This window comes from Williamsia serinedens (genome assembly GCF_024171725.1).
GTDB lineage: Bacteria > Actinomycetota > Actinomycetes > Mycobacteriales > Mycobacteriaceae > Williamsia_A > Williamsia_A serinedens.
The window spans coordinates 398,665-412,730 of record NZ_JAMTCG010000003.1 but is presented as its reverse complement, the minus strand read 5'-3'; the positions used below and the strand labels follow the sequence as shown (position 1 = coordinate 412,730).

The following is a 14,066-nucleotide window of genomic DNA, read 5'->3' as shown; positions in this document are numbered from 1 at the left end:
CCCGACGCGTCCGGGCGCTGCTCGGCGCGCCTGACACCGGCGCCGGTGGGGTGGTGCGACCCTGAGGGGTGATGGTCACCTCCACCGGCGCCGGCCTGTCCACCCGACTGCGGGAACTCCGACGCGCGCAACGACTCTCCGCTGCGCGGTCCGCGGGGTCCACCCGCGAGCTCGTCGTCGTCGCGTTCGCCGTGGGGGCCACGGTGCTCATCGGCATCGCGGTCCTCGTCGCGCTCACCCTGCTGACCTCCGACGGCGGGATGACCGGTCTGACCGCTGCCGTCGGCGCGGTCTGGCTCGCCGCACATCAGGTCCCGGTGACGGTCAGCGAGGTCACCGTCGGCGTCCTCCCGCTGCTGCCGACCATCGGCATCGTCGCCGCCGTCGCGCGGGTGACCGCGCGCGCCGCGTCCCGACGGTCCCGCTCCGACGTCACGGCCGTCGTGCTCGCGGCCGTCGCCGGTCCGCTGGTCATCACCGTCATCGCTCTCGCCCTCGTGATGGACGGTTCCACGGTCGTCACCGTCGGCGTGCCGAACGTCGCCGTCGCCCTCGGCGCGACGATCGCCGTCCACGGCATCGGCGCCGGTGTCGGAGTGCTGTGGGCACGCCGATCGGACCCCTCCGCACCCCGTCTTCGCGAGGTGCTGGGCGCGGCTCCGTGGGCGCCGACCGCGCTGCGCGGGGCCGCGATCGGACTTCTCGCGCTGCTGTCGGCCGGCGGTCTGCTCGTCGTGGGCCGCCTGCTCTGGCGGTGGGATGCCCTCGGTGACCTGGTCGCCACCGGTCACGGGGTCGTCGGCGGCATCGGACTGACGGTGCTGTCGATCCTGTACCTCCCCAACGCCATCGTCGGGGCCGCCGCGGTGCTCGTCGGCGCTGCCGCCCATGTCGGTCCCGCCGGCGGCGACCTGTTCGCGGCGACCCCGGGCTCCCTGCCGCCGCTGCCGATCCTGGCCGTCGTCCCGACCGGCGCCGCGACGCTGGCGCCGGTCGTCCTCGTCCTCACCGCCGTCGCAGCGGTGGTCACCGCGGTCCGCACACCGTTCCGGGGGCTGCTCCCGGCGCTCCGCCTCGCCGCCGCGATCGGCGGCCTCATGGCGATCGCGATGGTCGTGCTGACCTGGCTCGCCGGCGGCACGCTCGGCGAGATGGGGACCGCGGGCGCCACCATCCCGGCGGCCGGGCTGTTCACCTTCGGCTGGTGGTTCCTGATCGGTGTCGTCGTGGCCCTCGTGCGGGTCGCGCTCCCGTCGACGCGTCGCGAGCTCCGACGGCACGCGTGGGACGAGGACGCCGTCGACGACCGGGACGACGAGACCGACGCGTGGGACGGCCAGCCGGACGACCTCCCCGCAGACCTCCCGCAGGACAGCCCGCAGATCCCCGCCGACGACAGCCCCACCGTCGACATCGACCCGGACGACGCGCCCCGGCGCGCGCCGGCGGCGCTGGTCTTCGCCGACCACGATCGCGACGACGACCCCTGGGACGACGCGCGCCGCGACGACCGGTGGGACGACCACCGGCGCTGACCGCCGCTCGGACACCTCACCCGGCCCGCCGAGCGTCTCCTCGCCCGGTTTAGGCTCGTCGTGTCCGACAGCCGCCCGCCGCGAGGAGATCGTCCTGAACGCCACGCCCCCCGCCGAGCGGGCACCCGTCGTGGTGCTGGCCTCGGGCACCGGGACGTTGCTGACGGCACTGCTCACCGCCGCCGCGGACGAGTCCTATCCGGCCCGCGTCGTGGCGGTCGTCGTCGATCGCCCGTGCCGCGCCGAGGATGTCGCCGCCCGCTTTGACATCCCCGTCGTGCGGTGCGCGCTCGCGGACCATCCCGACCGCGCGGCGTGGGACGTCGCGATCACCGACGCCGTCGCGCGGTTCGGCCCGGCGCTCGTCGTGACCGCCGGGTTCATGAAGATCCTCGGCCCGACGTTCCTGTCCCGCTTCGGCGGCACGATCCTCAACTCGCACCCCGCGCTGCTGCCGTCGTTCCCGGGGGCGCACGCCGTCGCCGACGCACTGGAGCACGGTGTGGTGGTGACCGGGGCGACCATCCACCTCGTCGACGACGGCGTCGACACCGGGCCGATCCTCATGCAGGCGCCGGTGATGATCGACACCGACGACGACGAGGCCTCCCTGCACTCCCGCATCAAGAGCGTCGAACACGTCCTGCTGGTCCAGGCGGTCGCGGCGTTCGTGACCCGAGGCGTCACCTCCCACGGACGAAAGGCCCGTTTCTCGTGACCGACTCCCGTATCCCGCTGCGTCGCGCGCTGGTGAGCGTGTACGACAAGTCCGGACTGACCGAGCTCGCCCGGACCCTGCACGACGCCGGCGTCGAGCTGGTCTCGACCGGATCCACCGCCAAGACCATTGCGGCCGCGGGCATCCCGGTGACCGAGGTCTCCGAGGTGACCGGCTTCCCCGAGTGCCTCGACGGGCGCGTCAAGACACTGCACCCCCGTGTGCACGCCGGGATCCTCGCCGACCGCCGCAAGGCCTCCCATCGTGACCAGCTCGACGAACTCGGCGTCGCGCCGTTCGATCTCGTGGTCGTCAACCTGTACCCGTTCACCGCGACCGTCGCCTCGGGCGCCGGCTTCGACGAGTGCGTCGAGCAGATCGACATCGGGGGGCCGTCGATGGTCCGCGCCGCGGCGAAGAACCACCCGTCGGTGGCCGTCGTGGTCGACCCCGCCGACTACGGACGCATCTCCACCGCGGTGACCGACGGCGGCTTCGACCTGGGCGCGCGGACCGCGCTCGCCGCGAAGGCGTTCGCACACACCGCCTCCTACGACGTCGCCGTCGCGGGGTGGCTCGCCCAGCAGCTCGCCGACGGTGGGTCGCCGGAGTTCCTCGGCCGCACCTGGGAACTCGGGTCGGCTCTGCGCTACGGCGAGAACCCGCACCAGTCGGCGTCGGTCTACCTCGACCCCGCCGACCCCGGCGGAGGTGGTCTCGCCCGCGCCGAGCAGCTGCACGGCAAGGAGATGAGCTACAACAACTACACCGACGCCGACGCGGCGTGGCGCGCCGCGCACGACTTCGACGGGCCGGCCGTCGCGATCATCAAGCACGCCAACCCCTGCGGGATCGCCGTCGCCGGCGACGTCGCCACCGCGCACCGCAAGGCGCACGAGTGCGATCCGGTCAGCGCCTACGGCGGCGTCATCGCCACGAACACCACCGTCAGCGTCGCGATGGCCGAGCAGGTGGCCGAGATCTTCACCGAGGTGCTCGTCGCCCCCGGTTTCGACGACGGCGCGCTGGGGGTCCTGACCCGCAAGAAGAACATCCGCATCCTGCAGGCGCAGCCGCCGCAGCGCGCGGGCACCGAGCTGCGTCCCATCTCGGGCGGCATCCTGGTGCAGGAACGCGACATCCTCGACGCCGAGGGCGACGATCCCGCGAACTGGACTCTCGCGGCGGGCGATCCGGCCGACGGGGCCACCCTCGCCGACCTGCGGTTCGCGTGGATCGCGTGCCGGTCGGTGAAGTCCAACGCGATCCTCCTCGCCGCCGACGGCGCGTCGGTCGGCGTCGGTATGGGTCAGGTCAACCGCGTCGACTCCGCCGATCTCGCCGTCCGTCGCGCCGGTGATCGCGCGAAGGGCAGCGTCGCGGCGTCGGACGCGTTCTTCCCGTTCCCCGACGGTCTGCAGGTGCTGACCGCGGGCGGCGTGCGGGCGATCGTGCAGCCCGGCGGCTCCATCCGTGACACCGAGGTGATCGAGGCCGCCACCGACGCGGGGATCACCCTCTATCTCACCGGGTCACGCCACTTCGCCCACTGACCCGTTCCGCCTGCCCAACGAACGGTTCCGCCTGCCCAACAGACGGCAGACGCCGCCTGTTGGGCGGTAGGAACCGTCTGTTGGGCAGCCGGGACCGGTCAGTGGGACGGGGTGCGCAGGTCGTAGATCGTGTAGCTGCCGATGGTGTGTCCGGTGTAGTGGCTCTGCACCCACTCCTGGATCTGACCGGTCACGCCACCGGACTCGAAGCGCCGCAACAGCTGCGACGCCTGGTCGGCCTGGCTCGGGTCGAGGCCCAGCGCGCCCGCGGCGCTCGACCCACCCCGTGAGCGCTCACCGGTGGTGCCGGTGCTGATGTAGTAGCCGATGTCGCCGTCGGCGACGTACCGCTGGAACTGCGCGAGTGTCGGCGCGGGATCGCTGCCCGTGAAGCCGCCGATCGCCATGATCGGTGTGCGCGTGGACAACTCCAGACCCGCTGCCGTCGACGACCGGCTCACCGCCGCGGCCCACCGTGTGTGGGTCGCCTGCAGGGTCCGGGTCAGCTCGGTCGGTGCGCTGGTGGTCCCGCCGAAGAACGCGGCGAACCCGCCGGTGTCGTGCTGGGAGTGCGCGCGGTCCTCGGTGCTCGGGTCCGCCGACGGGCTGCCCCCGGTGTGCGGCGTCGCCACGACCTCCGCGGAATAGGCCGCGGGTGCCGCGATTCCGGCCAGGCCGATCACGGCGGCGACCGCGGCGACGACGAACCCGGTCCGGCGACCCGCGCGCGACGACTCGCCGACGCCCGCCAGCCCGATCACGACGATCGTCAGGACGGCGGCGACCGTCAGCACGGCGACCGTCCACGACAGCCACGACTGCCACGACGGGTCGCGACGCATGAGCACGAACGACCACCCGCCGGCGGCGACCACGATGGCCGCGCCGCCGAGGACGGCGGTGATGCGGTGGCGGTCGCGGACGCACTGGGCCACACCGAGACCCACCAGTGCCGCCATCGGCGGAGCGATCGCCAGCGAGTAGTAGGGGTGGGGGTTGGACTTCATGTACGACAGCACGATCCCGTCGACGAGGAGCCAGGCACCGGAGAGCACGAACCCGGCACGGGCCAGGTCGGTGCGCGGCGCACGACCGCGCAGCACCAGCCCGACCATCAGCGCGACGAGTGCCGCGGGCAGCAGCCAGGAGATCTCGACACCGAACTCACCCTGGAACAGTCGGGTGATGCCGGGGTTCTCGGAGAACATGCCGCCGCCGCGGTTGCCGCCGGTGCGGGCGAACCGCTGCATGAGCTCGTGGGTGAGCGGGGAGTTCATCACCGACCGCTGTGCGGCGTTGCCGGCGTGCTCCTTGCCCTCGATGCGCTGCAGGCCGTTGTAGCCGAGCACGAGGTTCATGAACGAGTTGTCCGTCGACCCGGCGATGTACGGCCGCGACGACGCCGGCCAGAGGATGGTGACGAGGACGTACCAGCCGGCCGCGGCGATCATCGCGACGGTCGCGACCAGGAGGTGGACGATCCTGCGGCGCACGGTCGTCGGGGCCGCGATCAGGTACACGAGCCCGAGGGCCGGCAGGACCATGAGGCCCTCGAGCATCTTGGCGAGGAACGCGAACCCGACTGCGACGCCGGCCAGGGCGAGCCATCGTGCCGAGGCCGCGGCCGTCGCGCGGACCGTGCAGTAGGCGGCGGCGGTCATGAGCAGCACCATCGCCGCGTCGGGGTTGTCGAAGCGGAACATCATCACGGCGACGGGCGTCAGCGCCATCGCCGTGCCGGCGACCAGGCCCGCCCCACGGCCGGCGAGCCGGGTGACCGCGGCGTAGACGAGCGCCACGGTCGCGACGCCCATCAGGGCCTCGGGGATCAGCAGCGATGCGCTCGAGTAGCCGAAGATGCGACCGGACAGACCCATCACCCACTGCGACACCGGCGGCTTGTCGACGGTGATGAAGTTCGACGGGTCGATCGAGCCGAAGAACAGGGCCTCCCAGCTCTTCGACCCCGCCCAGGCGGCGCCGGCGTAGAACGTGTTGGCCGACCCGTTGATCGTGATGTCCCACAGGTAGAGGACCGCGGTGCCGAGGAGGAGGACCGCGAGGGCGATGCGATCGACGGGACGGGCGGGCGGCAGGCCGCCGTCGGCAGGCGCCGGGGCGTCGGCCGCAGCGGAGGACGGGTGCGCAGGGGCGTCGATGGTCACGCTGCGACTGTCGTGGCCGTCGCTGGCGGTCGGGTGACGGGTTGCTGTGAGCTCCCTGGGAGGACGCCCGACCTTGCGGACGATCCGGACAATGCGCGCGATCGTCGGCGTCGAGGTGTCGAAGATGTCCAATTCACTGTGGCGAACCGGCGGTCGTTCTACCGTGCTTCTCGACGCGTCGCGGACAGACGAACGATGCGGGAAGGGTGGACCCGGCAGGTGGTGCGGGACAGGCGCGTGCGCTGGCAGCTGACGGTTCTGGCCGTGGTCGCGGTGATCGCGACGGCGTACGTCGGTGCCACCTACGCCCGTCTCGACAAACTTTTCGGCATCGGGACCTACACCGTGCACGCCGACTTCCCCGACTCCGGTGGCATCTTCACCAACGCCGAGGTGACCTATCTCGGGTCGCCGGTGGGTCGCGTCGGCGCCCTCTCGCTGCGGCCGGGGGGCGTCCGCGTCGACCTCGACCTCGACTCCGGTGGGCCCGACATCCCCGCGTCCGCGCAGGCCGTCGTGGCCAGCCGGTCGGCGATCGGGGAGCAGTACGTCGACCTCCGCCCGGCGAGTGTCGGCGGTCCCCACCTGCGGAACGGGTCGATCATCACCGACACCGCCATCCCGGTGCCCATCCAGGACGTCGTGTCCTCGGCGACCGACTTCACGGCGTCGGTACCGCTGGACGACCTGCGGACGGTGGTGACCGAGCTGGGGAAGGCGTTCGACGGCAACGGGGAGAACCTCCGCACGCTGGTCGACTCGCTGGCGAATCTGTCGAAATCGGGCAACGACGACCTGCCGCAGACCATCTCGCTGATCCGCAACTCCGACACGGTGCTGACCACGCAGGCGGCACAGTCCGACGAGATCCTCACCTGGTCCCGCAGCCTCGGGGTGATCACCGCGCAGCTCGCCTCGAGCGACCCCGACCTGCGTCGTCTCCTCACGACCGGTCAGACCTCGGCGACGCAGCTGTCGGCCCTGCTCGAGCGCAGCGGGGGAGACGTGACGCGGGCGCTGCGCGACCTCGCGCTCGACGTCCGCAACGTCCAGCGGACGTTCCAGGCCGTCTCCCCGAGTCTCGCGCTCATCGCCGCCGTCTCCAGCGGCAGCTACACCCCGTCACCGGGTGACGGCACCGTCCACTTCGGCGCGACCCTCGAGACGAACAACCCGCCTGCGTGCACCTTCGGATACGAGAAGACGCAGCAGATCATCGCCGAGGAGAAGCGGAAGAACCCGGACTTCGACATCAACTACGACGACTTCCCGTTCAACACCGACGCACACTGCGCGCTGCCCCAGGGGAGCCCGACGGGCGTACGCGGCGCACAGAGCGCGGTGTACGCCGATCCCGACATCCCGGAACCGTGGGACGGGAAGCCCAAGAAGGACCCCGACAAGCTGGACCTGAACCCCATCGCGACCCAGCTGTCGTACCTGCTCGGCGTCGCGCCCCGCTGACCCGTCAGCAGCCGGTGGCGGTGCAGATCCGCTCGTCGGCGGTCTCGGTGCGCAGTGTGAGCACCCGACTGGCCGTCTCGTCGCCGACCGCGACGACGTCGTCGCCGCCGACCGCGCCGACACGGACGTCGCCGGACCCCTGCGCGGGGTAGAGGTCGGCGACACGAACAGCCGTGCCGTCGGCCGCGATCCGGTGGATCGCTCCGTCCGCCGAGCCGGTCGCCGCGGTCGCGCCGACCGCGGTGATCGAGGTGACCGCCGCCGGTCCCAGCGAGACCCGTGGGCCCAGCGGGCCGCCGGTCGCCACGTCGAAACGGCTCACGCCGCCCGCGGGATCGCCGACGAGGACCACCGGCCGCACCGCGGTGCGCGCGCCGGATCCGGGATCGCCCTGGCCGAGGGCGAGCCCGTACGCGAGGGCCGTCACCGGCGTCGACGCGATCCGGCCGGAGATCGCCCCGACACCGGTCGGCGACACCGTCCACCGCAGGACCCCGGAGCGACCGCCGACGGCGATCTGGCCGCCGTCGGCCGACCACGCGGCAGCGGTGACCGGGCTGCCGGTCTCGAGGTCGGCGACCGCGTCGAGCCCTCGGGGGGTGACGGCCCAGATGCCCAGCGACGCACCACCGTCGCGGGTCATGGCGATCGCCGACGACGTGGGCGAGAAGGCGACCGTGCCGATCGACCCCGGCCCCAGCTGCACCGGCGGACCCACCGCGAGCGGCGTCGCGAACGACCGCGTGTCCCACAGCTGCGCGCGGTGCGCGGCGTCGACGGTCATCATCCACAGTCCGCTCGGGGCGACGGCCGCGCCGTCGAAGCCGCCGGGGGCGTCGACGACGCCGCCGACCACCGGTGACCGCGGGTCGCGGACATCGACGACCTGCACCGGACCGTCGAGGTGCGGCACCGCGCAGATCGCACGAACAGAACTGCACGACGGCGTCCCCGCCGTCCCGGCAGTGCCCGGGATCGTCCCCGTCGGCAGCGACCAGCGGCGCGCGTCCCCGGCACCGGCGGTCACCAGGGTCCCGTCCGGGGCGAACCGTGCCGCGGCGATGCCGCCCGGCGCACGGACCGGATCGACGAGCGGTGTGATGGCTTGCGGCCGTGCGGGATCGACGATGTCGGTGACCCCGTCGGCCGTCACGGCGAGGACGGGGGCCGGGCGACCCGCGCCCGACGGCGAGAACGCGAGGGTCCCGACACGTCCGCGGACGGCGGCGAGGTCGGTCGCCGGCGCGGTCGCGAGCCCGTCGGCGTCGACACGCACGACGCGGACGCGGCCGGTGGTGTCCGCGACGGCGGTCAGGCCTGCGGTGGTGGCGAGAGCGGTGACCGCGCCGTCGACCGAGGGAAGCGATCCGACGACGGTGCCGTCGGCCGGGTCCACCAGCGTCACGGTGCCGTCTGCACCGCCGACGAGGACCCCGGCCGGTCCGGCGGCGAGGGCGGTGGGTGTCACACCCGATGCTGCGGTGGCCACGATCGCCGGTCGGGCGGGATCGTCGACGGCGACCACACGCAGGGTTCCCGCCGCGTCGACCACGGCGACGCGGTCCGGGGCGGGGAGAGCGATCACCGCGACCGCGGGGCGGGGCAGCGGCAGCACCCCGACCGGGGCCGGCGCGAGGCCGAAGGCGATGCGCCACAACCGGACCGTGCCGTCGGTGCGGACACCGACCGCGGTCGAGCCGGACACGGCCACCGTCTGCTCGCCGTCGGCGAGGTCGGCGTCCGTCGCCGTCGCGGCGGGGCCGCTCCCACCGACCACCGTCAGCGCGCCGTCGCGTCCCACGACGACCGACGGCGTCGCGCCGGACACGGGCGTGGCGACCGCCCGGGTGGGACCGACCCCGAGCAGCCTCGCGAGCGGGCGTGTCTGGGTGGCGAGGACGGCGGACTCCGCGTCGCCGTCGCCGGGATCGGTCGCGAAGGCCGCGCGTGCGGCGGCGGCCGACGCTGTCGGGTTCGTCTGTGCCAGAGCAGCCGACCGCCCCACGAGAGCGTCCAGTCGTGCGGCGTCCCGGTCGGCGTCGACACGGCGCATCCCCACGCCGAAGACGACCGCGAGGACCAGCGACACGACCGCCACCAGCACGGCGAGAACCACCATGACCCGACGACGGGTTCGACGCAGCCGCAGGCGATCCCGTGACCGCTCGAGGAACGCCGCGGCGTCCGTGCCGGGGTCGTCGAACGGTTCCAGGGCGGACTCCGCACGCCGGAGCCGGTCGACGTCGTAGAGCTCGTCGCCGGGCCGTCCCCCGTGTGCCCAGCGCGCGGCGTCGGCGACGACCCGCTCTCGCAGCGGTGCCTGCACGCGTCGGTCGGCCATCCACGCCGCGAGTCGTGGCCACGCGGTGATCAGCGCCGGGTGGGTGAGCTCCACGCGGCCATCGACGACGCGGAGCAGGTGCGCCTCGGTGAGCCGGCCCAGGACGCGGTCGAGGTGCGGGCGGGCGAGACGGCGCAGCAGGTGGGTCGCGTCCCGATCCAACGGTGACCCGTCGGCCGCGGCGAGCAGCAGGGTGCGTGCGGTGTCCCGGTCGACGGGGGTGAACCGCGACCACGCCCGGTCGGCGGCGACCGCCGTGATGTCCGCGATCGGGTCGGACGCCCGGTACGCCTCCAGCGTCATCGGGGTCTCGGCGTCGGCGATCCTGGTGTGCCACAGGTGGTCGAGCATCACGCCGAGGGCGATGAGGGGCGGTGTGGCCGGCCCGACGCGGTCGAGGCCGGCAGCGATCGCCTCGCCGAGCCCGGACTCGACGCGGACACCCGCGACGCGTGCGGGCAGCTCCACGGCCTCGACGACCTCCGCGGTCGTCATCGGCGTGAGCACGACGGAGCGCGTGTCGAGCGCGGTGGCCAGAACCGGCTCGGTGAGCGCCTGCGCCGCGGACTCGGCGCCGAGTCCGAGGACGACGGCGAAACGGTCGTCACCGGCCACCGCGTCGAGGACGCGCAGGAAGTGTGCGCGGTCGGCGGTACCGCACCGGTGGAAGACGTCCTCGGCCTGGTCGACGACCAGGAGGCAGGCGCGGTGGCGACCCGACGCGGAGACCGACACGACATCCGACGCGGCCGCCAGATCTGCTGCGGCGGAGACGTCGTCGAACGCCGCGCGATCCAGGCCGATCGCCGCGGCGAGTGATCCGACGGCGTCGGAGCCGGGTGTCACGAGGACCGTCGCGGCGTCCACACGGCCGGTGCGGGTGCGCAGCCCCGACGCACGGACCTCCGGGATCAGGCCGGCGCGCAGGAGCGAGGTCTTCCCCGACCCGGACGGCCCGAGGAGCACCACCGCACCCTCGCCGGCGGTGACGCGCAGGTGCAACCGCCGCCGCAGGTCCGTGCGTCCGGCGAACACCGACGCGTCGGACTCGGTGTAGGCGGTCAGCGGGCGATAGGGGCTCGCCTCGACGGACTGCGCGTCCGGGGTCGACGCCGGAGCGTCGGCGCCGGTCGACGACGGATGCGTGGTGTGCCCGACCGCGTCGACGCGCGGACGGGCACGCAGATCTGCGTACACGAGGCCCCCCTGGCCGACCCGCCGGCCGTGGCCGGCGGGTGTCTCCCTCTCGTTGTGCGACGCGCGTCCCCACGCGCGTCGCCTTCCCCGCCCGCGATTGTGCGTGACCCCGTCGCCGTTTGTCCACCGCGTGCGGTGTCACGGCACCCGTCCTGACCTCGTGAGATCAGCTCACGAGTCGTGCGGCGAGGGTCGGTCGGCGGGGACGACGAGGCCGCGTCGCCAGATCTCGACGAGGGTGGCGATGGCCTCCTCCTCGGACCGCTCACGCAGCGTCTCGTCGCGCCCGGTGACGAACCAGTTCCAACAGAACGAGTCGAGCATCGACACGATCGCCGACGCGAAGAGGTGCTTGTCGAGCCCGATGTCGGTGCCGCGGTGCTCCACCGAGCGGAACACACCGAGCACCGCGTCGATGCCCTGCGCGCGGCGCGTGCGCCACCACCGGCCGAACGCCGGGTCGGTCATCGACAGTTGGAACGCGCCGATCATCTCCGGCAGGTAGTCGCGGTAGAGACCCCAGTAGACGCGCACGGCGGTGTCGATGTTGCGGGCGGGGTCGGCGGTGAGTTGGTCGCGCGTGTCGGTGAGGATCCGGTCCTGGAACTCGTCCAGGAGGTGTTCCAGCAGTTGACGTTTGCTCTCGTGGTAGTTGTAGAACGACCCGGGGGATCGGCCCGCCGCCGCGGCGATGTCAGAGATCTTCGCCGCCAGATACCCCTTCTCCGCGAACACCTTCCGTGCCGCCTGGACGAACGCCTGCTCGGTGCGACGACCCTTCTCGGTCGCGATGGGCGTGTCGTTCACACCACACCCGCCTCACGCAGACGGGCCAGCGCCGCGGGATCGCGCAGTTCCCCCAGCACCTCGTCGTTGTGGTGGCCCGGGGTCGGCGGTGCCGAGGTGCGCACCGACCCCGGTGTGCCGTGCAGCATCGGGACGACGCCCGGCCCCAGCACGGGACGTCCCACCCGGTCGTCGGGGTGGTCGACGAGCATCCCGCGGGCGCGGAGCTGCTCGTCCTCCACGATGTCGGCCACCGTGTTGATCGGGCCGGCGACGACACCGGCGTCGTCGAGGCGCGTGAGGAGGTCGTCCCGGTCGACGGTCGCGGTCCACTCGGCGATGATCGCGTCGATCTCGTCCTGGTTGTCCCCGCGGGCGCCGTGGGTGGCGAAGCGCGGGTCGTCGGCGAGCTCCGGGCGGTCCATGGCACCGCACAGTCGTCGGAACACGGTGTCCTGGTTGGCCCCGATGACCACCATCGAGCCGTCGGCGGTGGGGTAGACGTTCGACGGCGCGATCCCGTCGAGCCGCGTCCCCGACGGGCCGCGGACGACGCCGCCCATGGCGTAGTCGGGGATCACCGACTCCTGGATTGCCAGGCACGCCTCGGTGAGCGCGACGTCCACGACCTGTCCCTCGCCGGTGACCGACCGGCGGTGGAGGGCGGCGAGGGCTCCCTGCGCGGCGAACATCCCGGCGAGGGTGTCGCCGAGGGACAGCGCGAGCCGCGGCGGGGGCTGGTCGGGGTAGCCGTTGAGGTGCCGCAGCCCGCTCACGGCCTCGGCGACCGAGGCGTACCCGGGGCGCGACGCGGCCGGGCCGGTCTGGCCGTACCCGGACACCCGCACCAGGATCAGGCCCGGGTTGCGCTCGTGCAGGATGTCCCAGCCGATCCCGAGACGCTCGAGCGTGCCGGGACGAAAGTTCTCGACGATCACGTCTGCCGTCGCGGCGAGGTCCAGGAACAGGTCCCGCCCGTCGTCGGACCGCAGGTCGATGGTCACCGCGCGCTTGTTGCGGGCGTAGACGGTCCACAGGAACCGGTGCCCGTCGACCTCTGCCTGGCCCCACCCGCGCAGCGGGTCCGGGGACGACGGTGCCTCCACCTTGATCACGTCGGCGCCCATGTCGCCGAGCAGCCGCGCACCGAACGGCCCGGCGATCAGCGAACCCAGCTCGACGACTCGGATCCCGTCGAGGGCGCCGGCCACGCCGGAGTGCTTCTGCATGGGTCCAGGGTGACGAATCGCCGGTCCAGGACGCCAACCGACCCGCCGATCGCGCCATCACCCCCGATCGCCGCGTGCACCCCCGCCCAACGTGTTCCCGGACGGTTTGTCCACCGTCCCAACCTCGTCGCGCAACCGGGACACATGACTCGTTCGCCTGGCTAGAGTGACCCCGGTCACGGAGCCCGGGTGTCGTCGTCGCCCCGTGCGCCGTCGACGAGACGACGACCGGGGGTGAGGATGGCGAACGTCGGTGCACGCCGCAGCGGCGTCCTGGCGGTGACACGGATCGGCGATGCCGTCGTGTCCGCGATCGCCACCCTCGGTCGCCTCGTCGAGCTGACGCTCACCGCGTTCGGCCACCTGGGGCGGGACATCGTCCGGGGCCGCCTGCCCGGGCGCGAGGTCCTCACCCAGACCAGCTTCTTCGCCGGGGTCGCGGGTGTCCCCGCGGTCCTCGTCGCCATCCCGTTCGGGGTGATCCTGTCGGTGCAGGTCGGCGGACTCACCCAGCAGCTGGGGGCGTCGTCGCTGTCCGGCGCGGCCGGAGCGCTGGCGATCCTGCAGCAGGGTGCGCCCATCGGCGCCGCGCTGCTCATCGGCGGTGCGGTCGGCTCGGCGATCGCCGCCGACCTCGGTGCGCGCACGGTCCGCGACGAGATCGACGCCATGCGCACGATGGGCATCGACCCGGCCCGACGGGTCGTCGCGCCGCGGATCCTGGCGGTGATCGTCGTCGCCCCGCTCATCTGCATGGAGATCATCGCGGTCGGCGTCGCCGCCGGATACGTCATCAACGTCTCGTTCCAGGGAGGCGCCCCGGGCAGCTACCTCGGCGGCTTCGGCCAGTTCGCCGGCGTCAGCGATCTCGTCGTCGCGCTGGGCAAGTCCGTCCTCTTCGGCGTCGTCGTCGTGGCCATCGCCTGCCAGCGGGGGCTCGAGGCACGCGGCGGGCCGCGCGGCGTGGCCGACGCCGTGAACGCCGCCGTCGTCCTGGGTGTCGTCTCCTCGTTCCTGGTGAACCTCGCGGTCACGCAGATCCTGTCGATGTTCGTCAAGCAGAAGGTCGGATGACGTC

The 14,066-nt window shown here is 73.1% G+C and carries 9 protein-coding genes; 5 read left to right on the top strand and 4 right to left on the bottom strand.

Going from position 1 to position 14,066, the window contains the following annotated elements:
* Positions 1 to 71: 71 nt before the first annotated feature.
* The 3 genes from LX12_RS09360 (at position 72) to purH (ending at position 3,806) form a co-directional block, all read left to right on the top strand.
* Entirely contained in the window at positions 72 to 1,535 is a 1,464-nt protein-coding gene (locus LX12_RS09360; RefSeq protein ID WP_253654259.1) for a cell division protein PerM, read from the top strand.
* 94 nt (positions 1,536 to 1,629) lie between these two features.
* Positions 1,630 to 2,253 carry a phosphoribosylglycinamide formyltransferase gene (gene purN / locus LX12_RS09355; protein WP_301284432.1) on the top strand — a complete coding sequence of 208 codons (624 nt, stop codon included), beginning with the start codon at positions 1,630 to 1,632 and terminating at the stop codon, positions 2,251 to 2,253.
* Positions 2,250 to 3,806 carry a bifunctional phosphoribosylaminoimidazolecarboxamide formyltransferase/IMP cyclohydrolase gene (gene purH / locus LX12_RS09350; RefSeq protein ID WP_253654258.1) on the top strand — a complete coding sequence of 519 codons (1,557 nt, stop codon included), beginning with the start codon at positions 2,250 to 2,252 and terminating at the stop codon, positions 3,804 to 3,806. The genes purN and purH overlap by 4 nt, the downstream gene beginning before the upstream one ends.
* 98 nt (positions 3,807 to 3,904) lie before the next feature.
* Here the strand turns inward: purH and LX12_RS09345 are convergent, their stop codons facing one another.
* Positions 3,905 to 5,971 carry a glycosyltransferase family 39 protein gene (locus LX12_RS09345; protein ID WP_253654257.1) on the bottom strand — a complete coding sequence of 689 codons (2,067 nt, stop codon included), beginning with the start codon at positions 5,969 to 5,971 and terminating at the stop codon, positions 3,905 to 3,907.
* A gap of 222 nt (positions 5,972 to 6,193) precedes the next feature.
* Here LX12_RS09345 and LX12_RS09340 point away from each other — a divergent pair, with 222 nt between their 5' ends.
* Positions 6,194 to 7,435: an MCE family protein gene (locus LX12_RS09340; RefSeq protein WP_253654591.1), complete on the top strand. Its 1,242-nt coding sequence runs from the start codon at positions 6,194 to 6,196 to the stop codon at positions 7,433 to 7,435.
* Between the two features lie 4 nt (positions 7,436 to 7,439).
* Here LX12_RS09340 and LX12_RS09335 read toward each other — a convergent pair whose 3' ends face one another.
* The 3 genes from LX12_RS09335 to LX12_RS09325 all read right to left on the bottom strand — a co-directional run bounded on the left by LX12_RS09335 (position 7,440) and on the right by LX12_RS09325 (position 12,988).
* Positions 7,440 to 10,973, bottom strand: coding sequence for an nSTAND1 domain-containing NTPase (locus tag LX12_RS09335; RefSeq protein ID WP_253654256.1), 3,534 nt, complete (start codon positions 10,971 to 10,973; stop codon positions 7,440 to 7,442).
* A gap of 171 nt (positions 10,974 to 11,144) precedes the next feature.
* Entirely contained in the window at positions 11,145 to 11,780 is a 636-nt protein-coding gene (locus LX12_RS09330) for a TetR/AcrR family transcriptional regulator (protein WP_253654255.1), read from the bottom strand.
* Entirely contained in the window at positions 11,777 to 12,988 is a 1,212-nt protein-coding gene (locus LX12_RS09325; protein WP_253654254.1) for a CaiB/BaiF CoA transferase family protein, read from the bottom strand. The genes LX12_RS09330 and LX12_RS09325 overlap by 4 nt, the downstream gene beginning before the upstream one ends.
* Positions 12,989 to 13,228: 240 nt before the next feature.
* Here LX12_RS09325 and LX12_RS09320 point away from each other — a divergent pair, with 240 nt between their 5' ends.
* Positions 13,229 to 14,062 carry an MlaE family ABC transporter permease gene (locus tag LX12_RS09320; RefSeq protein ID WP_253654253.1) on the top strand — a complete coding sequence of 278 codons (834 nt, stop codon included), beginning with the start codon at positions 13,229 to 13,231 and terminating at the stop codon, positions 14,060 to 14,062.
* The last annotated feature ends 4 nt before the right edge of the window (positions 14,063 to 14,066 follow it).

Coding starts and splice junctions, on each gene's coding strand:
- LX12_RS09360 (WP_253654259.1), top strand. CDS start 72: ATGGTCACCTCCACCGGCGCCGGCCTGTCCACCCGACTGCGGGAACTC.
- LX12_RS09325 (WP_253654254.1), bottom strand. CDS start 12,988: ATGCAGAAGCACTCCGGCGTGGCCGGCGCCCTCGACGGGATCCGAGTC.
- LX12_RS09320 (WP_253654253.1), top strand. CDS start 13,229: ATGGCGAACGTCGGTGCACGCCGCAGCGGCGTCCTGGCGGTGACACGG.